Origin of the sequence: Pseudomonas agarici (assembly GCF_001543125.1) — a bacterium.
In the GTDB taxonomy this organism is placed as follows: domain Bacteria; phylum Pseudomonadota; class Gammaproteobacteria; order Pseudomonadales; family Pseudomonadaceae; genus Aquipseudomonas; species Aquipseudomonas agarici.
Genome location: NZ_CP014135.1, coordinates 3,023,521 through 3,041,449, shown reverse-complemented (window position 1 = coordinate 3,041,449; position 17,929 = coordinate 3,023,521). Strand labels below are relative to the sequence as shown.

The following is a 17,929-nucleotide window of genomic DNA, read 5'->3' as shown; positions in this document are numbered from 1 at the left end:
TTGTAATTAAGATGGCCCCATCTATGTTCTTACTGTTTCTCCAGCCAAGGTACCCACCGTGAGCGTGAACAACCCTCTTCTGCAACCCTATGACCTGCCGCCGTTCTCGGCGATCCGTGCCGAGCACGTACAACCGGCCATCGAGCAAATCCTCGCCGACAACCGTGCCGCCATCGAAGTCATCCTGCAAAGCCAGGGGAAAAACCCGAGCTGGGCCGGCCTGGTTCTGGCCATGGACGAACTCAATGACCGTCTGGGTGCCGCGTGGAGTCCGGTCAGCCACCTCAACGCCGTGTGCAACAGCGCCGAACTGCGCGAAGCTTACGAGGCCTGCCTGCCTGCCCTGAGCGCCTACTCCACCGAGCTAGGCCAGAATCGCGCACTGTTTCAGGCCTTCGAAGCCCTGGCCAAGAGTCCTGAGGCCGCCGGTTTTGACGTGGCGCAGAAGACTGTTCTCGAACATGCCCTGCGCGACTTTCGACTGTCGGGTATCGACCTGCCCGAGGCCGAGCAGAAGCGTTATGCCCAAGTGCAGAGCAAGCTGTCCGAGCTGGGTAGCCGCTTTTCCAACCAGTTGCTCGACGCGACCCAGGCGTGGAGCAAACACATTAGCGACGAGGCCGGTCTCGCCGGGCTGAGCGCGTCGGCCAAGGCACAGATGGCCGCCGCCGCCCAGGCCAAGGGCCTCGATGGCTGGCTGATCACCCTGGAGTTCCCCAGCTACTACGCGGTAATGACTTACGCCGAGGACCGCGCCCTGCGCGAGGAAGTGTACGCCGCCTACTGCACCCGAGCGTCGGACCAGGGCCCCAATGCCGGTCAGAACGACAACGGCCCGGTGATGCAGGACATCCTCGACTTGCGCCGGGAGCTGGCGCAACTGCTGGGTTTCGCCAGCTTCTCCGAGTTGAGCCTGGCGACCAAGATGGCCGACTCCAGTGACCAGGTGCTGACTTTCCTGCGTGACCTGAGCAAGCGTAGCAAGCCGTTCGCTGCCCAAGACCTGCAACAGCTCAAGGCCTATGCCGCCGAGCAGGGCTGCGCCGAGCTGCAAAGCTGGGACAGCGGGTTCTACGGCGAGAAGCTGCGTGAACAGCGCTACAGCGTCTCCCAGGAGGCCCTGCGCGCTTACTTCCCGATCGACAAGGTATTAAGCGGCCTATTTGCCATCGTTCAGCGTCTGTATGGTATTGAGATCACCGAGCAGAAAGGCTTCGATACCTGGCACCCGGATGTCCGCCTGTTCGAGATCAAGGAAAACGGCCAGCATGTCGGACGATTCTTCTTCGACCTCTACGCCCGCGCCAATAAGCGTGGCGGCGCCTGGATGGACGGCGCTCGTGATCGTCGGCGTACCGTCGCTGGCCTGCTGCAAAGTCCCGTGGCCAACCTGGTGTGCAATTTCGCCCCGGCCGACAGCGGCAAGCCCGCGTTGTTGACCCACGATGAAGTGACCACTCTGTTCCACGAGTTCGGCCACGGCCTGCATCACCTGCTGACTCGCGTCGAGCATGCCGGTGTTTCCGGCATCAACGGGGTGGCCTGGGATGCGGTGGAACTGCCGAGCCAGTTCATGGAGAACTGGTGCTGGGAGCCGGAAGGCCTGGCGCTGATTTCCGGCCACTACGAAAGCGGCGAGCCGCTGCCTCAGGACCTGCTGGAAAAAATGCTCGCGGCAAAGAACTTCCAGTCCGGTCTAATGATGGTCCGCCAGTTGGAGTTCGCGCTGTTCGACTTCGAACTGCACGCCACCCACGGCGACGGTCGCAGTGTGGCGCAGGTCCTCGAAGGTGTGCGCAACGAAGTCTCGGTGATGCGTCCACCGGCCTACAACCGCTTGCCCAACAGCTTTGCGCATATTTTCGCCGGCGGTTACGCGGCGGGCTACTACAGTTACAAATGGGCGGAAGTGCTGTCGGCCGACGCTTTTTCCAAGTTCGAGGAGGAGGGCGTATTGAACGCCGAAACCGGTCGCGCGTTCCGTGACGCTATCCTGGCCCGTGGTGGCTCCCAGGCGCCGATGGTGCTGTTCGTCGACTTCCGTGGTCGCGAGCCGTCGATTGACGCACTCTTGCGCCACAGCGGCCTGAGCGCGGACGCGGCGGCATGAGCGAGGTACCCGTGATCAAGACCAAGAAACGTTTTATCGCTGGCGCGGTCTGTCCGGCATGCAGCGAGCAAGATAAGCTGATGATGTGGAGCGAAGACGAGGTTCCGCACCGTGAATGCGTGGCTTGCGGCTATGCCGATACGTTGAATGAACAAGGCTTGTCAGTGCCCAAGGAGCTGGGCACGCGGGTCAATACGCCGGCGGTGAAAGTCGTCGACAAAAAGGTCCAGACCGTGCAGTTTTTCCCCAATCCCAAGCTGAAAAAGAAGCCTGAGGGCGAGTAATCGAGCCCTTGCGCTCTTGCGGGTCGTCCAAGGCCCCGGGGCGCGTTATCCATGCATCACTCTTGAAAGAGCCCGCTGCCCTAGGCTGGGGGCCTTGAGCGGGCCGGTGGTCGGTCCGCGACCATCAAGGAGTGAAACGTGGGGACCTTCAACCCGCTGCTGCAAGCGCAGCCGTGCGATCTGCCAGCTTATTCGTCAGTGCGTGTCGAGCACCTGCTGCCGGCGCTCGATGCGCTGATCAAACACAGCCGACGCGCGATTGACGAGATTGTCGCGAGCCAGAGCCAATACCCGACCTGGGACGATTTTTTCGTGCCGGTCGACGCTCTACAGGCCCGGCTCTCGGGGTTCATGGGCGTCGTGAGCGCCTTGAGTACCGCCCGCCCCTACCCACACTGGGGAGGCGCGCTCCAGCGTTGTCGCCAGCGTTATCTCGCTTATCGGCTTGAGGTCAGTCAGCATCCCCGGCTCTTCCAGCTCTATGAAAAGTTGGCAAATTGCGAACACGCGAAACTGTTCGACGCATCGCGTGTATCCGCTCTCCAGCGGATATTGCTGGATTGCCGCCTGGCGGGCGCGCATTTGGCCGAGGGTCAGAAAACCCAGTTGCAAACGCTTGATGCACAGATCAAGGCACTGGAGTCGCGCTTCCTCACTAATGTCTACATTGCCAGTGAAGACGCCAGCCTGTACTTCGGCGACGACGGTGTGCTTGATGGCGTGTCGAGCGAAGACAAGACTCATATGGAGCTGTATCACGAATCGAACTTTGCCGGTTGGTGGTTGAACATCGACGATCCGCAGGCCGTCAGCTCGATTCTGGTGGACGCACGCGGGCGCGAGCTTCGCCAGCAGGTCTATGAAGCGGTTATGACCCGTGCCAGCGATCCCGAAACAGACTATGACAATAGTGCCGTGCTCGATGAGTTGCTGCAGTTGCGTTTTCAAAAGGCCGGCCTGCTGGGTTTTGCCAATAGCGCGGCGCTGCGACTGCAGAGCTTTTCGTTGAGTTCTCCTGAGCAGGTCGAGCGCTTTTTGCGCCAGCAGGTGAGCGAGGAAAAACCGGGCTGGCTCAGCGAAGTGGAGGAATTGAAGCAGTTTGCCGCCCAGGACGGGCTGGTGGAACTGAAACCCTGGGACCGATCCTTTTATGCCCAGCGGTTGCGCTTGCACAAAGGAGCGATCAGCGAAGATGAATGTCGTGCCTACTTCGAGCTTGAGCAGGTTCTGAAAAGCCTGCTAGCGTTACCCGGCCGCCTTTTCGGGGTTGAATTCATCGCCCGCGACGAGTTGGATACCTGGCACGCCAGCGTTCGACCGTTCGAGGTCCGTGAGCAGGGGCAGACGATAGGCTACCTGTTCCTCGATCTGTTCGCCCGCGAAGAGAAGACCACCAGGGGGGGTGCGATGTTCGCGCTACGCCATCGGTTGTTATCGGTCGAGGGCCGTACCCTGACGGCACCGATTGCGGTGCTGTCGTGTTACCTGCCAGCGACCGCCGCTGACAGGCCGCTGCTGCTCAAGCACGGACAGATACGGACACTGTTCCACGAATTCGGACATTGCCTGCATCAGTTGTTGGATCGCTCGAATTGCTGGCGCCTGTCCGCAATCGAGTCCGCCAGGGATGTCGGCGAGTTCTTCTCGGCGTTGCTGGAGTGCTGGTGTTATTCGCGCACCTATCTGGTCGAGATCAGCCGGCACCATGAGACTGGGGCAGCGCTTTCGGTTGATCAGGCCGACCAGTTGATGATTGCGCTTACGACCCAGAACAGCTTGACGTCTGCCAGTACCTTAATACTGGCCTCGCTCGCGCTGGAGCTGCACCAGAACTCCGCACAAGGGCAAAGCGTCCTGGCGCGCGCCGCACGTGTACGAGACGAGATTTTGTCGCTGCCGGCACCGGGCAATGAGCGGCAGGTCTACAGCTTCAAGCATCTGGTTACGGAAACGGATGTCGCCTACTTCATCTATCCTTGGGGGCAGATGCTGGCCAAGGCGGTATTCAGCCGCTTCGAAGACAAGGGACTCTTCGACCCCGTGGAAGGTAGGCGCCTGCGTGAGCTGGTCTTCGCGCCGGGTGCCTCCCAACCCATCCTGACATCCATCGAGGCCTTTCTCGGACGCACGCTCGATGAAGCCAGGATCATTGCACCTTCGTCGACTTGAGCCCGTTTTGCCCATCGTCGGTGGCGGGTGGGTGGGCTGGTGGTGGTGCGAGCGCCGCTCGCCAGCCTCTCGTTATCGGCCTTGATCATGGCGCGTGGAATCTGTACGAAATGCTTTCGAGCGAAGGCCAGGCCAGGCGAAAGCAGGCGAGCCAGCGCCGTTGACGGGGGTCAATGAGCATGGCGGGGCTGCTTTCAACGCGGCATGGGCGAGCGCAGATACATTTCATACTGAGCCTAGAATCTGCAACAGGTCTGCAGGGTATGCCGGGGGGCGGCGTTTCTGACTTCCGAGTCGCTTTTCGTTACTGCGCCTTGTACGGTGGCATCCTGCGGGCATACATGCGTGTTGGCCCGATGGTCCCAATTGGCTAGATTGGTTGGCCTGACACTCTCCCTGACCCTGTCACCATCAGCCACCTTCAGCGCGGTATCGTCGTCTTCGCGCTGCTCCGTTGCCCTCTGGACGGTAAATCTGAGTATTGCCCCGGTATCGCAGGCGCTGTCTTCGGACCAGCCCTGCCTTGGATCCTGTTCCGACTTGTCGGTGGGGGCGGTGCCTGTTCCCGGCTCGGCCTGTGCCGCTAAAGTCGTCTCCTGAACAATAATGGAGAGCGCAACGGCAAAAACGCATAATGCGGTGTAGTTAGACATAATTTTAACCTTCCTGTTAACACTATGCCCGGTGACGATGCACTGCCTTCTTCTCGTCAGGGTGCAGGTGCATGATGAACCATGGGCCCTGAATCAGTTGCCGATGTCCTGTTTTATCTTCGAAAAGACCGTGGCGAGTTCGAGCAACGGATCATCGTCATGGTGATGGCTCATGGGCGCCAGAAAAACGCCTTTTTGCGGTTTTTCCTCAGCCGCCGTGCGAAAGGTGTCTGCGCTCACCCACGCGGTGGTGAAAACTGGCTCGCCATGCTCATTGATAACCCGTCAATTACGCTTTCCCGCCTGCTTTCGCTGGGTCAGGCCGCCGCTCGAAGACATTTCGTACTGAGCCTGATTAAGGGCTCATTTAGGAGACCGCTATAACTTTCGGTGCCTACTCTATGGGGGCTCTCTTGAATGTGTCTACTGTCAAACTTGACAGGGTGTATGTCTGTCCAGTGTTTGGTGGCATTTTTTTGGCGACTTCTGTGTGAGCTTCTTCGTGCTGGCGTCGGGGCTCCGATCAATGCGCCGGATTCGGCCGCACCGGTGGTTTTTTTGTCCGTTGAGGGGGTAGATGGTGCTTTTCGCGCAGCGTAAAAATAGCGTGATGGAGAACGGAAAAGCCCGTTTTAGAGCCTCTGATTCAGTTTGAATTAAGTTTTTACGGCTATGCTGGTTGCGCCTGTTTCCTATAAATGACAGGCAGTGTTCAAGGAATCGGGCGTGCTGACCCGAAGAACGCTGGCTCTGAGCAAGCCAAATCAAGAAAATCTCCTTCAATCCGTCAGAAAAAAGGATGAATCATGAGTGACAGGGATAAACAGCCTTTGGCTGCGTCGGCTTCAGTGCTCCCCGAGACCGAAAGCGCCGATGCAGCATTGCAGCATATCGTCGATGGCTTTCTGCATTTTCATCATGAAGTCTTTCCGCAGCAGCAAGAACTCTTCAAGAAGCTCGCCACGGCGCAGCAGCCGCGAGCCATGTTCATTACCTGCGCCGATTCGCGCATCGTTCCCGAACTCATCACCCAAAGCTCCCCCGGCGACCTGTTCGTCACCCGCAACGTCGGTAACGTGGTGCCACCTTACGGGCAGATGAACGGTGGCGTCTCAACCGCCATCGAATACGCCGTGTTGGCCCTTGGCGTGCAGCACATCATCGTCTGTGGACATTCGGACTGCGGTGCGATGCGCGGGGTACTGACTCCCGCAAGCCTGGAAAAGATGCCCACGGTAAAAGCCTGGTTGCGCCATGCCGAAGTGGCGAAAACCATGGTCCAGGAAAACTGCGACTGCGCCAATGAAAGCGAAAGCATGCAGGCGCTGACCCAGGAGAACGTGATCGCCCAGTTGCAGCATTTGCGTACCCATCCGTCGGTGGCCTCGCGCATGGCCAACGGGCAGTTGTTCATCCATGGTTGGATCTACAACATCGAAACCAGCGAAATCAAAGCCTATGACGCGGATCGAGGCAGTTTTCTGCCTCTGGACGGTATTCTTCCAATCCCGAGCGCGACGCCCAAGGCCCGTTTCTAAAGCCTGAAGCTTTTCTCAATCGATAAGGTTTTGCCACGACTGCCGTCGAGCCGTCTGGCTTTGCCATGCCTGAAGAAATCCTCGGGAGATTTATCATGCGTGCAGCACAACTGAAAGCTGTTTTACCCAGGGAGCTATTGGCTTCCATGGTGGTGTTCCTGGTGGCCCTGCCGTTGTGCATGGGAATCGCCATTGCTTCCGGCATGCCGCCGGCCAAGGGGTTGATCACCGGGATTGTCGGTGGCCTGGTGGTCGGCTGGATAGCGGGTTCGCCGTTGCAGGTCAGCGGTCCTGCCGCCGGGCTGGCGGTGCTGGTGTTCGAGTTGGTGCGCCAACACGGGATCGCTATGTTGGGGCCGATCCTGCTGCTGGCCGGGCTCCTGCAATTGATCGCCGGGCGCATGCGCCTGGGCTGCTGGTTCCGGGTCACTGCCCCGGCGGTGGTGTACGGGATGCTCGCCGGGATCGGCGTGTTGATCGTGCTCTCGCAAATCCATGTGATGTTCGACGGCTCGCCCCAGCCCTCGGGCCTGGACAATCTGTTGGGCTTTCCCGAAGTCCTGGGCAAAGCCTTGCCGGTGGTTAGCGGCGGCATTGGCTGGCAGGCCGGTTTACTGGGGGTGCTGACAATCCTGGTGATGGGGTTGTGGGAGAAGTTCAAGCCCCATGCTCTGCGCTTTGTGCCGGGCGCTTTGCTCGGTGTGGGCCTGGCGACACTGGCGAGCCTGCTGCTGGCCTTGCCGGTCAAGCGGGTGGAGGTGCCCGATAATCTGGCGCAGGCCATCGATTGGCTGCGTCCGGCGGACCTGCTCAACCTGGCGGATCCGGCGCTGCTGATCGCGGCCTTTGCCGTGGCCTTTATCGCCAGCGCCGAAACCCTGCTCTCGGCGGCAGCGGTGGATCGCATGCACGACGGCCAGCGCTCGGATTTCGACCGTGAGCTGTCGGCGCAGGGAATTGGCAACATGCTTTGTGGCCTGCTTGGGGCACTGCCCATGACCGGGGTGATCGTGCGCAGTTCGGCCAATGTCCAGGCCGGCGCACGGACTCGGCTGTCGGCGGTATTTCACGGTGTCTGGCTGTTGGCCTTCGTGCTGTTGCTGTCCAGCGTGCTGCAAAGCATCCCGGTGGCGAGCCTGGCGGGGGTATTGGTCTACACCGGGCTGAAACTGGTGGACCTCAAGGTTTTTCGGGGACTGTCGCGGTATGGCCGGATGCCGATGCTGACCTACGCGGTCACGGCGCTGTCGATCATCTTGACCGACCTGCTGAGCGGCGTGCTGATTGGCTTCGGTCTGACCCTGGCGAAACTGGCGTGGAAAGCCTCGCGGCTGAAGGTCAGCCTGGTGGATTTACCGGGCGAAGGGCAAAAGGAGCTGCGGCTGACGGGAGCGGCGACCTTTCTCAAGGTCCCGGCGCTGACCCAGGTACTGTCGACGATACCGTGGGGCAGCACGGTGCATGTGCCGCTGAACAACCTGACGTATATCGACCATTCCTGCCTGGAGCTACTCGAAGAATGGGCGCGCGCCAACGTGGCCAAGGGCTCGCGGCTGGTCATCGAATCCCGCGGGCTGAAGCGGCGTCTGGAAGGACGCCTGCGCACCACGGTAGGTGTAGGCTCGACCTCTTGACGCGCACAGGTACGGTCAGGGCGTGGGGTGTTTCAGTTCCAGTTCTACCCCCAGTTGGCGGGACAGGCAGGGCTGGCGCTTCCACGCGGCTTCGGTATTTGGATCGTTGAGGCGGTCACGGTAGGCTTCCACTGATTCAAGGGCGAAGCTTTCTTCGTCGAGCATTTCATCGACAGCATGGTGCACCGCCCCATCCAGTTGGTTGGCGAAGTCTTCGCCGATCAGTTGGTGGGCGATCAGGTTGGCCACGGTGGTGTCCAACGGGATCAGCGCCTGGCCGAAATGTACGATATAGAGATCGTTGACCTCTTCCACCAAACGATGCGCCAGATACGCTTCATCCAGCAGGCTGGCGAGACCGATATGGCCGTCGAGGAGGGTCGGCGGTTGCAGGAAAAACTGCTCGGCGATTTTCAGCACCGGGGTGATCTGCGACTCGATGCCCGCTTCACGGGCGACTTCATTGGCGGCGTCCAGCAGGTCCGGGACCAGATCGATATAGGTAGTGACGAACCGGGTCATGACTCCTTTGGCATCGATTTGCGGTAGTTGAATGGCGGGATGAAGGTGCGGCAACTGCACTTCCAGTTGTCGCGTCAATTGACCGGTAGCGGCCTCGTGTTGATGTGCACGCTGTATCTGCTCGCGCAATGCGGCGGTGTTCATGAAGGCTCCAGGATGGAAAACAAAGGGAAAAGTGAGGCCAATAAGGTAGCTGGGTTATAAAAGTTGCTAAGACATATTTGTCATAATTATTTCATAGTTATATGTCTGCGTTATAACGATTTGCTATCACGTCGCGCTATCCCACGTCATCCGTGGCCTCTGGCCAAATTATCGGTTCATTTTCCTTATCGCGTTGCGTGGTCGCAGTCGCTGTCTATACTCGGTTTTGTGAAGAGCTAGCTGATGATGTCCGGCTGCATGTTCCGGCAAGACCGAATGGTCCGCTTGCGTAGTCCGACCATTTCCCTCTGCCTCAGGTGAAAGCCGGCGGGATAACAAGAATGATAAGGGGAACCCGCAATGATGCGACGTCCACAGGTCTGGATGGGCCTGCTGTTGTGGTCGATATTCAGCCAGGCGCAAGCCGCCTGGACCACGAATATGACTCAAGGGGCAACCGAAGTAAGCCACGCGGTCTTCGATCTGCACATGACCATCTTCTGGATCTGTGTAGTGATTGGTGTCATCGTCTTTGGCGCGATGTTCTGGTCGATGATTCTTCACCGCCGTTCCACCGGACAGGTTGCCGCCAAATTTCATGAAAGCACCACGGTGGAAATTCTCTGGACCATCGTACCTTTCCTGATTCTGGTGGCCATGGCGATCCCGGCGACCGCCACGTTGATCAAGATGTACGACGCCAGTGAATCGGATGTGGACATCCAGATCACCGGCTATCAGTGGAAGTGGCACTATAAGTACCTGGGCCAGGATGTCGAGTTCTTCAGCAACCTCGCCACCCCCACCGAACAGATTCACAACCAAACCACCAAGGGCGAGCACTATCTGCTCGAAGTCGACCAGCCGCTGGTGCTGCCGGCAGGTGTCAAGGTGCGCTTTCTGGTGACCGCCGCCGATGTGATCCACTCCTGGTGGGTGCCGGCCTTCGCGGTCAAGCGCGATGCGATTCCTGGGTTTGTCAACGAGGCCTGGACCAAAGTCGACAAGCCGGGCATCTACCGTGGGCAGTGCGCTGAACTGTGCGGCAAGGATCACGGTTTCATGCCGATCGTGGTCGAGGTGAAGTCCCAGGCCGACTACGCCACCTGGCTGGGCGAGCGCAAGGCCGAAGCGGCCAAGCTCAGCGAGCTGACCACCAAGGAATGGACGCTCGACGAACTGGTGGCCCGTGGCGACAAGGTCTATCACACCACCTGCGCGGCTTGTCACCAGGCCGAAGGCCAGGGCTTGCCGCCGATGTTTCCGGCCCTCAAGGGCTCGCCGATCACCACCGGATCGAAGGAAGACCACCTGCACCGGGTCTTCTTCGGCAAACCGGGCACCGCCATGGCGGCCTTCGGCAAACAACTTTCCGAAGTCGATATCGCCGCAGTTGTCACTTACGAGCGTAATGCCTGGGGTAACAACAAAGGCGACATGGTCACGCCCAAAGACGTGCTGGCTCTGAAGCAGGAGCAAAGCAAATGAGCAAATCGGCTGCGTGCTCCCTGAACTGGCCTGGATCATGCCCAGGTCACCCGGTTCAACCGTTTGCAGGAGACAGGACATGAGTGCTGTGATCGATGACCATGGTCATGCCGTTGACCACGCCCATGGTCCCGCCAAGGGCCTGATGCGCTGGGTGCTGACCACCAACCACAAGGATATCGGCACGCTGTACCTGTGGTTCAGCTTCGCCATGTTCCTGCTGGGCGGATCGTTCGCCATGGTGATCCGTGCCGAACTGTTCCAACCCGGATTGCAGATCGTGCAGCCGGCGTTCTTCAACCAGATGACCACCATGCACGGGTTGGTGATGGTCTTCGGCGCGGTGATGCCGGCCTTCGTCGGCCTGGCCAACTGGATGATCCCGCTGATGATCGGGGCGCCGGATATGGCCCTGCCACGGATGAACAATTTCAGTTTCTGGTTGTTGCCCGCGGCATTCCTGTTGCTGGTGTCTACCCTGTTCACCGCCGGTGGCGGACCGAACTTCGGATGGACCTTCTATGCCCCGCTTTCGACCACTTATGCACCGGAAAGCGTGACTTATTTCATCTTTGCCATCCACCTGATGGGCATCAGTTCGATCATGGGCGCGATCAATGTGGTCTCCACCATCCTCAACCTGCGTGCACCGGGCATGACGCTGATGAAGATGCCGCTATTCGTCTGGACCTGGTTGATCACGGCCTTCTTGCTGATCGCGGTGATGCCGGTGCTGGCCGGTTGCGTGACCATGATGCTGATGGACATCCACTTCGGCACGAGCTTCTTCAGCGCCGCCGGCGGTGGTGATCCGGTGTTGTTCCAGCACGTGTTCTGGTTCTTCGGCCACCCCGAGGTGTACATCATGATTTTGCCGGCCTTCGGGGCCGTCAGTTCGATCATCCCGACCTTCTCGCGCAAGCCGCTGTTCGGTTACACCTCAATGGTCTACGCCACGGCGAGTATCGCGTTCCTGTCATTCATCGTCTGGGCGCACCATATGTTCGTGGTCGGCATTCCGCTGGTGGGCGAGCTGTTCTTCATGTACGCCACGTTGCTGATCGCGGTGCCGACCGGGGTCAAGGTGTTCAACTGGGTCAGTACCATGTGGCAAGGTTCGCTGACCTTCGAGACGCCGATGTTGTTCGCCGTGGCGTTCGTCATCCTGTTTTCCATCGGTGGCTTTTCCGGCCTGATGCTGGCGATTGCCCCGGCGGACTTCCAATACCAGGACACCTATTTCGTGGTGGCGCACTTCCACTACGTGCTGGTACCGGGGGCGATTTTCGGGATCTTTGCATCGACCTACTATTGGTTGCCGAAATGGACCGGCCACATGTACGACGAAACCCTGGGCAAGCTGCACTTCTGGTTGTCGTTCGTCGGCATGAACCTGACATTCTTCCCGATGCACTTCGTGGGACTGGCGGGCATGCCGCGGCGGATTCCGGACTACAACCTGCAGTTCGCCGATTTCAACATGGTCTCCTCGATTGGCGGCTTCATGTTCGGGGCCACCCAGTTGCTGTTCCTGTTCATCGTGATCAAGTGCATTCGTGGTGGCCCGGTGGCCCCGGCCAAGCCATGGGATGGGGCCGAAGGACTGGAGTGGAATATCCCGTCGCCGGCGCCGTACCACACATTCACCACGCCACCGGAAGTGAAATGACGCGGAGGGCTGTCCGATGAACGACTCGATCGCACTCAAGCGTCTGGTCACGCGCCTGTTGCTGGTGGTGGTGGCGATGTTCGCCTTCGGCTTCGCCCTGGTGCCGATCTATGACGTGATGTGCAAGGCCTTCGGCATCAACGGCAAGACCGCCGGCCAGTACGAGGGCGAGCAGGTGGTGGATGCGTCACGCCGGGTCGGTGTGCAGTTCCTCTCGACCAACGCCGTGGACATGGTCTGGGAGTTCTATCCCAAGGCCGACCAGATCAGCGTCAATCCCGGTGCGGTCAACGAAATGATCTTCGTTGCCTACAACCCGACCGATCAGGTGATGAAGGCTCAGGCGATCCCGAGTATTTCGCCCAGCAATGCGGCGATGTACTTCCACAAGACCGAGTGCTTCTGCTTTACCCAACAAACACTGCAACCGGGGCAGCGAATCGAGATGCCGGTACGTTTCATCGTTGACCGTGACATGCCCAAGGACGTGAAGCACCTGACACTGGCCTACACGCTGTTCGATATCACTGCTCGCAACCCACCCATGGCCCGCTCGGGCGGGTAGGCCATCCAGTGTGCCCGATAAGGAGAACAATAAAATGGCAACGCCGACTCACGAGCATTACTACGTTCCTGCCCAGAGCAAATGGCCGATCATTGCCACACTGGGCATGTTGACCACCGTCTACGGCCTGGGTACCTGGTTCAATGACCTTAAGGCGGCGCGCCCGGAATCCCATGGCCCGCTGATCTTCTTTGTCGGCGGACTGCTGTTGGCCTATATGCTGTTCGGTTGGTTCGGCACGGTGATCAAGGAAAGCCGCTCCGGCCTCTACAGTGCCCAAATGGATCGTTCGTTTCGCTGGGGCATGAGCTGGTTCATCTTTTCCGAGGTGATGTTCTTCATCGCGTTCTTCGGTGCGCTGTTTTATGTGCGGCACCTGTCTGTGCCGTGGCTGGCCGGTGAAGGCGGTGCCAAGGGCCTGGCGCACATGCTTTGGCCGGATTTCCAAAACGTCTGGCCGCTGCTGCACAACCCGGACCCGAAACTCTTCCCACCGCCCAAGGCTACCATCAGTCCGTGGGGTCTGCCGCTGCTTAACACCATCCTGCTGGTCAGTTCCAGTGTGACGGTCACCATTGCCCACCATGCGTTGAAGAAAGGTCATCGCGGGGCGCTGAAGATCTGGCTGGCGCTGACGGTACTGCTGGGCCTGGCTTTCCTCGGGTTCCAGGCCGAAGAATACCTCCACGCCTATCACGAACTGGGCCTGACCTTGGGTTCGGGCGTCTATGGCGCGACGTTCTTCATGCTCACGGGGTTCCACGGCGCCCACGTGACCATCGGTACGCTGATCCTGTTCGTGATGCTGGTGCGGGTCATGCGTGGGCACTTCAACGCCGACCATCAGTTCGGCTTCGAAGCGGCGGGCTGGTACTGGCACTTCGTGGATGTGGTTTGGATCGGCCTGTTCGTTTTCGTCTACGTGCTGTAGCTGCGCCTGCCTACCAGGGGGCACTGGACACCAACTGGCCGCTGTAGAAGCCCCAGCTGATCAATGCCAGGGTGGCGACGGCCAGACCGACGCGGACCGTCAGCGCGGTGAGCAGGCGGCGAGACGGTCCCTCGTCCTTGACCAGAAAAACCAGGCCGCTGAACAGGCTGATAAGCGTGGCTATCAGCATCAGGACAATCGCCGCTTTGAGCATGGTGAGACTCCGGGGGAGATACGCGTGTATTTGAGTATAGCGAGTCGAGTTGCTGCCAATGGAGTGCCGTCATGAGGCGCTTTCACCCCGGCGTGGCACCGACGCTGGTGGTGCTGGTGGTGTTGCCGTTGCTGGTACTGCTGGGTTTCTGGCAGTTGGCGCGGGGCGAACAAAAGCGCGTGTTGCTGGACAGCTATGCCCAGCGCCGCACGGCCGAGCCGCTGAGCGGCGAGCAACTCAAAGGCAGTGCCGACCCGGCTTTTCGCCGCGTACAGCTACGTGGCCAGTTCGATGCCGAACACAGCTACCTGCTGGATAACCGCGTGCGTAATGGTCAGGTGGGCGTCGAGCTGATCCAACCCTTTCACGATTTAGCCAGCGGGCTCTGGTTGCTGGTCAATCGCGGCTGGTTGCCCTGGCCGGAACGGCGCACGCCGCCGGTCTTCGGCACGCCTGGGCAAGCGCTGAATATCGACGCCTGGGTCTATGTCGCTCCGGGCAGCACCTTCCAGCTCCATGCCGACCCGCTGAACGCACTCTGGCCGCGCGTGGTGACAACGATTGAGCCCGGCAAACTGTGGACGGAACTGGGCCGTGAAGGCTTCGCCTACGAGCTGCGCCAGGAGCCCGGTCCTGGCGCCTATGAAACCGGATGGCCAGTGGTGGCCGAAGGCATGGGCCCAGAAAAACACCTCGCCTACGCCGTGCAATGGTTCGCCATGGCCTTGGCGCTGTTGGTCCTTTACCTCTACCTCGGATGGCATAACGCTAGGGAGAAACACCATGGGAGCGGCCTTGAATCGACTCAACACAGTTGAAGCCCGACGGCCGGGAGGACGCGCTCGCGGGCGCTGGCAACTGATCCTGATCGTACTGATGGTCGTTGGCCCGATGATCCTTGCCACCGGCATGTACAAGCTGCAGTTCTGGGTGCCGCAAAGCCGCAGTTATCACGGCGAACTGATTGGCAATGGCCAGGGCCGTGCCGACCTCGGCGTACAGGCCGACGAACAACGCTGGCAAATGCTGGTGACGGCCCCCCAGGAGTGCTCGATGGATTGCCAACAATTGGTCTATCTGGCGCGGCAGATCCAGATCGGCCTGGGCCGTGACGCTTCCCGGGCCAGCCATGCCCTGGCGACTGCGCAACCACTGGACCGCGAGTACGGCGTCAAGCTGCAACGCGAATACCCGCAACTGCAACGTTACCCGCTGAACCTTCCCGCCTACACCCGGGAAGCTCGGGGCAACGGTGCGCCGCAGCTGTGGATCATCGATCCGCACGGCAACCTGGTGCTGCGCTACGACGCCCAGGTCAAGGGCAAGGACTTGCTCAACGACCTGCGCCAACTGCTGAAACTGTCGAATATCGGATAAGGGCATCGTCATGGCCAAACCTGGATTTCGCCTCGCTGTGTTCGCCACCCTGCTGGCACTGATCGTCGTGCTGCTTGGGGCCTATACCCGCCTGACCCATGCCGGTCTCGGCTGTCCGGACTGGCCGGGTTGCTACGGCTTTATCAGTGTGCCCAAGAGTGAAGCCCAACTGGCCCATGCCGAGCTGCACTTCCCCGATACACCGGTCGAGGCCCACAAGGGTTGGAACGAGATGATCCACCGCTATTTTGCCGGCACCCTGGGGTTGTTGATTGTGCTACTAGCGAGCCGCTCCTGGATGGAGCGGCGGCGCGAGGGGCAGCCGCTGAAGTTGCCGTTACTGCTCCTGGCAGTGGTATTCGCCCAGGCTGCGTTCGGCATGTGGACGGTCACCCTCAAGCTCTGGCCACAGGTGGTGACCGGGCATCTACTGGGTGGTTTTGCCACCTTGAGCCTGTTGTTTCTGCTGGCCTTGCGCCTGTCCGGCGTGCTGCCGGCGTTGGCCGTACCGCGACGGTTGCAGCGCTGGGCGAGCGCCGGGCTGCTGCTGGTGATCTTGCAGATCGCCCTGGGCGGCTGGGTCAGTTCCAACTATGCCGCCGTCGCCTGCATCGATCTACCCACGTGTCACGGTCAATGGTGGCCATCAGCCGACTTTGCCAACGGTTTCCACCTGACCCAGCATATCGGTCCGAATTACCTCGGCGGCCAACTGGACAGCGATGCCCGCACAGCGATTCACTTGACTCATCGTGTCGGCGCCCTACTGGTGACGCTGGTCCTGTTGGGGCTGGCCTGGCAACTGCGGGTGGTTGGCATGAGTCGTCTGGCCGGGCTGCTATTGATTGCCCTGGTGGCGCAGATCAGCCTTGGCCTGAGTAACGTCTACTTCCATTTGCCGCTGCCCGTGGCCGTGGCCCATAACGCCGGCGGCGCAGCCCTGCTGCTGACCTTGGTGCTGATCAACTATCATGCGCGGACCGCCCTGGTCCGGGTCCGGCAACGGACGCCGGTACGCTGGCGACTCAGCCCGCGCAAATCCGTCCACGGCCCGATAACAATAAAAGGAGAAATGCCATGGCGACTGTAGTCGTTGAACGTCACCGCCAGGCGATCTGGCGCGACTACCTGGAGCTGACCAAGCCCAAGGTGGTGATATTGATGCTGATCACTTCGCTGGTCGGCATGTTTCTCGCGACCCGTGCCGGCGTGCCGTGGACAGTGCTGGTGTTCGGTAACCTGGGTATCGGCCTTTGTGCGGGCGGTGCGGCGGTGGTCAATCATGTGGTGGATCGGCGCATCGATGCGGTCATGGCGCGGACCCACAAGCGGCCGATAGCCGAAGGACGGGTATCGCCGCTGGCGGCGCTGAGCTTTGCCCTGCTACTGGCGGTGCTCGGGCAGGCGGTGTTGCTGGCGTTTACCAACCCGCTGACGGCCTGGCTGACGTTGGCTTCGCTGCTTGGCTATGCGGTGATCTACACCGGCTTCCTCAAGCGCGCCACGCCACAGAATATCGTCATCGGCGGCCTGGCCGGGGCGGCTCCACCGCTGCTGGGCTGGGTGGCGGCGACCGGGCATGTCAGCGCCGAACCGCTGTTGCTGGTGCTGATCATCTTTGCCTGGACCCCGCCGCATTTCTGGGCCCTGGCGATCCATCGCAAGGACGAATACGCCAAGGCCGATATCCCGATGCTACCGGTGACCCATGGCGAGCAGTACACCAAGGTACATATCCTGCTGTACACCTTTGCCTTGCTGGCGGTCAGCCTGTTGCCGTATGTGATCCACATGAGCGGCATGCTCTACCTGCTGTGTGCCCTGGGCCTCGGCGCACGCTTCCTGCAATGGGCGTGGGTGCTGTACCGTGGCGTCCAGCCGCATGCGGCGATCAACACCTTCAAGTATTCTATTTACTACTTGTTCCTGCTGTTTATCGCGCTGCTTGTCGATCACTACTTATTGTTGAATCTATGACTCGAACTCAGAAAACCGTCTTTATTCTCGTCGCGCTGGTGGCCCTGGTCCTGGGGTTGACGGTCAACAAGGTCCTGAGCGGCAAGGGCCAGGGCGATCCCACGGCGCTGATCGATGCGGGAATTATCCTGTTACCGCAGAGCCGTTCCCTTCCTGATGTGCAAATGACCGATCAGGACGGCCAGCCGGTGCAGGTCAACCAGTTGAAGGACAAGTGGACGATGTTGTTCTTCGGCTATACCTTCTGCCCGGATATCTGTCCGACTACTCTGGCGCAATTGCGTCAGATCAAGAGCGAATTGCCCAAGGATATCGTTGGCAAGTTGCGGATCGTCCTGGTCAGCGTCGACCCCAATCGGGACAATCCCAAGCAGCTCAAGCAGTACCTGGGCTACTTCGACCCCCAGTTCACAGGGTTGACCGCGTCTTCCATCGAGGACCTGCAGAAGCTGGCGAATGCGGTGAGCATTCCGTTTATCCCGGCCGATACCAGCAAGCCGAACTACACCGTCGACCACAGCGCCAACCTGGCGATTGTCGGACCCGACGGCAGCCAGCGTGGGTTTATTCGGGCGCCCTTGAACAACCAGAAGTTGGTGGCGCAGTTGCCGGATCTGCTCAAGCGCCAGTAACTGTGATGTCTGTTGCGGCCTC

The 17,929-nt window shown here is 60.1% G+C and carries 18 protein-coding genes; 15 read left to right on the top strand and 3 right to left on the bottom strand.

Annotated elements, in window-relative coordinates; translation table 11 throughout:
- The first annotated feature begins 58 nt into the window (after positions 1-58).
- The 3 genes from prlC to AWM79_RS13235 all read left to right on the top strand — a co-directional run bounded on the left by prlC (position 59) and on the right by AWM79_RS13235 (position 4,563).
- Positions 59-2,110: an oligopeptidase A gene (gene prlC, locus AWM79_RS13245; RefSeq protein WP_060783041.1), complete on the top strand. Its 2,052-nt coding sequence runs from the start codon at positions 59-61 to the stop codon at positions 2,108-2,110.
- A complete protein-coding gene (locus tag AWM79_RS13240; protein ID WP_017132161.1) occupies positions 2,107-2,394 on the top strand; it encodes a YheV family putative zinc ribbon protein in 288 nt (95 codons plus the stop codon). Before prlC ends, AWM79_RS13240 begins: the two co-directional genes overlap by 4 nt.
- 138 nt (positions 2,395-2,532) lie before the next feature.
- A complete protein-coding gene (locus tag AWM79_RS13235; RefSeq protein ID WP_060783040.1) occupies positions 2,533-4,563 on the top strand; it encodes a M3 family metallopeptidase in 2,031 nt (676 codons plus the stop codon).
- Positions 4,564-4,799: 236 nt separating this feature from the next.
- Here AWM79_RS13235 and AWM79_RS13230 read toward each other — a convergent pair whose 3' ends face one another.
- Entirely contained in the window at positions 4,800-5,216 is a 417-nt protein-coding gene (locus AWM79_RS13230; protein ID WP_017132159.1) for a hypothetical protein, read from the bottom strand.
- An 81-nt stretch (positions 5,217-5,297) separates the two neighbouring features.
- Here AWM79_RS13230 and AWM79_RS13225 point away from each other — a divergent pair, with 81 nt between their 5' ends.
- The 3 genes from AWM79_RS13225 (at position 5,298) to AWM79_RS13215 (ending at position 8,388) form a co-directional block, all read left to right on the top strand.
- Positions 5,298-5,600, top strand: coding sequence for a hypothetical protein (locus AWM79_RS13225; protein WP_017132158.1), 303 nt, complete (start codon positions 5,298-5,300; stop codon positions 5,598-5,600).
- A 422-nt stretch (positions 5,601-6,022) separates the two neighbouring features.
- Positions 6,023-6,754, top strand: coding sequence for a carbonic anhydrase (locus AWM79_RS13220; protein WP_017132157.1), 732 nt, complete (start codon positions 6,023-6,025; stop codon positions 6,752-6,754).
- 95 nt (positions 6,755-6,849) lie between these two features.
- Complete coding sequence (locus AWM79_RS13215) at positions 6,850-8,388, top strand: SulP family inorganic anion transporter (protein WP_026013197.1); 1,539 nt, start codon at positions 6,850-6,852, stop codon at positions 8,386-8,388.
- Positions 8,389-8,403: 15 nt separating this feature from the next.
- Here AWM79_RS13215 and AWM79_RS13210 read toward each other — a convergent pair whose 3' ends face one another.
- Positions 8,404-9,054 carry a hypothetical protein gene (locus tag AWM79_RS13210; RefSeq protein WP_017132155.1) on the bottom strand — a complete coding sequence of 217 codons (651 nt, stop codon included), beginning with the start codon at positions 9,052-9,054 and terminating at the stop codon, positions 8,404-8,406.
- 360 nt (positions 9,055-9,414) lie between these two features.
- On the opposite strand from AWM79_RS13210, the gene coxB reads away from it, so the two are divergent.
- The 4 genes from coxB (at position 9,415) to AWM79_RS13190 (ending at position 13,707) form a co-directional block, all read left to right on the top strand.
- Entirely contained in the window at positions 9,415-10,542 is a 1,128-nt protein-coding gene (gene coxB / locus AWM79_RS13205; RefSeq protein ID WP_017132154.1) for a cytochrome c oxidase subunit II, read from the top strand.
- A 79-nt stretch (positions 10,543-10,621) separates the two neighbouring features.
- On the top strand, positions 10,622-12,211 hold the full coding sequence (gene ctaD / locus AWM79_RS13200) for a cytochrome c oxidase subunit I (RefSeq protein ID WP_017132153.1): 1,590 nt from the start codon (positions 10,622-10,624) through the stop codon (positions 12,209-12,211).
- Between the two features lie 16 nt (positions 12,212-12,227).
- Positions 12,228-12,776, top strand: coding sequence for a cytochrome c oxidase assembly protein (locus AWM79_RS13195; protein WP_017132152.1), 549 nt, complete (start codon positions 12,228-12,230; stop codon positions 12,774-12,776).
- Positions 12,777-12,810: 34 nt separating this feature from the next.
- Positions 12,811-13,707, top strand: coding sequence for a cytochrome c oxidase subunit 3 (locus AWM79_RS13190; RefSeq protein WP_017132151.1), 897 nt, complete (start codon positions 12,811-12,813; stop codon positions 13,705-13,707).
- A gap of 10 nt (positions 13,708-13,717) precedes the next feature.
- Here AWM79_RS13190 and AWM79_RS13185 read toward each other — a convergent pair whose 3' ends face one another.
- On the bottom strand, positions 13,718-13,921 hold the full coding sequence (locus AWM79_RS13185) for a twin transmembrane helix small protein (protein WP_017132150.1): 204 nt from the start codon (positions 13,919-13,921) through the stop codon (positions 13,718-13,720).
- A 71-nt stretch (positions 13,922-13,992) separates the two neighbouring features.
- On the opposite strand from AWM79_RS13185, the gene AWM79_RS13180 reads away from it, so the two are divergent.
- Genes AWM79_RS13180 through AWM79_RS13160 form a run of 5 tightly spaced genes read left to right on the top strand, consistent with a single transcriptional unit; the run spans position 13,993 to position 17,907 of the window.
- Positions 13,993-14,739 carry an SURF1 family protein gene (locus AWM79_RS13180; protein ID WP_017132149.1) on the top strand — a complete coding sequence of 249 codons (747 nt, stop codon included), beginning with the start codon at positions 13,993-13,995 and terminating at the stop codon, positions 14,737-14,739.
- Entirely contained in the window at positions 14,705-15,298 is a 594-nt protein-coding gene (locus AWM79_RS13175; protein WP_017132148.1) for a hypothetical protein, read from the top strand. The genes AWM79_RS13180 and AWM79_RS13175 overlap by 35 nt, the downstream gene beginning before the upstream one ends.
- 10 nt (positions 15,299-15,308) lie before the next feature.
- The gene (locus AWM79_RS13170; protein ID WP_017132147.1) at positions 15,309-16,388 is read left to right on the top strand and encodes a COX15/CtaA family protein; all 1,080 of its coding nucleotides are present in this window, start codon (positions 15,309-15,311) and stop codon (positions 16,386-16,388) included.
- Positions 16,376-17,275 carry a heme o synthase gene (gene cyoE / locus AWM79_RS13165; protein ID WP_017132146.1) on the top strand — a complete coding sequence of 300 codons (900 nt, stop codon included), beginning with the start codon at positions 16,376-16,378 and terminating at the stop codon, positions 17,273-17,275. Before AWM79_RS13170 ends, cyoE begins: the two co-directional genes overlap by 13 nt.
- Positions 17,272-17,907: an SCO family protein gene (locus AWM79_RS13160; RefSeq protein ID WP_060783039.1), complete on the top strand. Its 636-nt coding sequence runs from the start codon at positions 17,272-17,274 to the stop codon at positions 17,905-17,907. Before cyoE ends, AWM79_RS13160 begins: the two co-directional genes overlap by 4 nt.
- Positions 17,908-17,929: the final 22 nt, after the last annotated feature.

What these genes read in the sequence shown, in the direction of transcription:
- AWM79_RS13240 (WP_017132161.1), top strand. Translation starts at nt 2,107, where the DNA reads ATGAGCGAGGTACCCGTGATCAAGACCAAGAAACGTTTTATCGCTGGC.
- AWM79_RS13230 (WP_017132159.1), bottom strand. Translation starts at nt 5,216, where the DNA reads ATGTCTAACTACACCGCATTATGCGTTTTTGCCGTTGCGCTCTCCATT.
- AWM79_RS13225 (WP_017132158.1), top strand. Translation starts at nt 5,298, where the DNA reads ATGGGCCCTGAATCAGTTGCCGATGTCCTGTTTTATCTTCGAAAAGAC.
- AWM79_RS13220 (WP_017132157.1), top strand. Translation starts at nt 6,023, where the DNA reads ATGAGTGACAGGGATAAACAGCCTTTGGCTGCGTCGGCTTCAGTGCTC.
- AWM79_RS13215 (WP_026013197.1), top strand. Translation starts at nt 6,850, where the DNA reads ATGCGTGCAGCACAACTGAAAGCTGTTTTACCCAGGGAGCTATTGGCT.
- AWM79_RS13210 (WP_017132155.1), bottom strand. Translation starts at nt 9,054, where the DNA reads ATGAACACCGCCGCATTGCGCGAGCAGATACAGCGTGCACATCAACAC.
- coxB (WP_017132154.1), top strand. Translation starts at nt 9,415, where the DNA reads ATGATGCGACGTCCACAGGTCTGGATGGGCCTGCTGTTGTGGTCGATA.
- ctaD (WP_017132153.1), top strand. Translation starts at nt 10,622, where the DNA reads ATGAGTGCTGTGATCGATGACCATGGTCATGCCGTTGACCACGCCCAT.
- AWM79_RS13195 (WP_017132152.1), top strand. Translation starts at nt 12,228, where the DNA reads ATGAACGACTCGATCGCACTCAAGCGTCTGGTCACGCGCCTGTTGCTG.
- AWM79_RS13190 (WP_017132151.1), top strand. Translation starts at nt 12,811, where the DNA reads ATGGCAACGCCGACTCACGAGCATTACTACGTTCCTGCCCAGAGCAAA.
- AWM79_RS13185 (WP_017132150.1), bottom strand. Translation starts at nt 13,921, where the DNA reads ATGCTCAAAGCGGCGATTGTCCTGATGCTGATAGCCACGCTTATCAGC.
- AWM79_RS13180 (WP_017132149.1), top strand. Translation starts at nt 13,993, where the DNA reads ATGAGGCGCTTTCACCCCGGCGTGGCACCGACGCTGGTGGTGCTGGTG.
- AWM79_RS13175 (WP_017132148.1), top strand. Translation starts at nt 14,705, where the DNA reads ATGGGAGCGGCCTTGAATCGACTCAACACAGTTGAAGCCCGACGGCCG.
- AWM79_RS13170 (WP_017132147.1), top strand. Translation starts at nt 15,309, where the DNA reads ATGGCCAAACCTGGATTTCGCCTCGCTGTGTTCGCCACCCTGCTGGCA.
- cyoE (WP_017132146.1), top strand. Translation starts at nt 16,376, where the DNA reads ATGGCGACTGTAGTCGTTGAACGTCACCGCCAGGCGATCTGGCGCGAC.
- AWM79_RS13160 (WP_060783039.1), top strand. Translation starts at nt 17,272, where the DNA reads ATGACTCGAACTCAGAAAACCGTCTTTATTCTCGTCGCGCTGGTGGCC.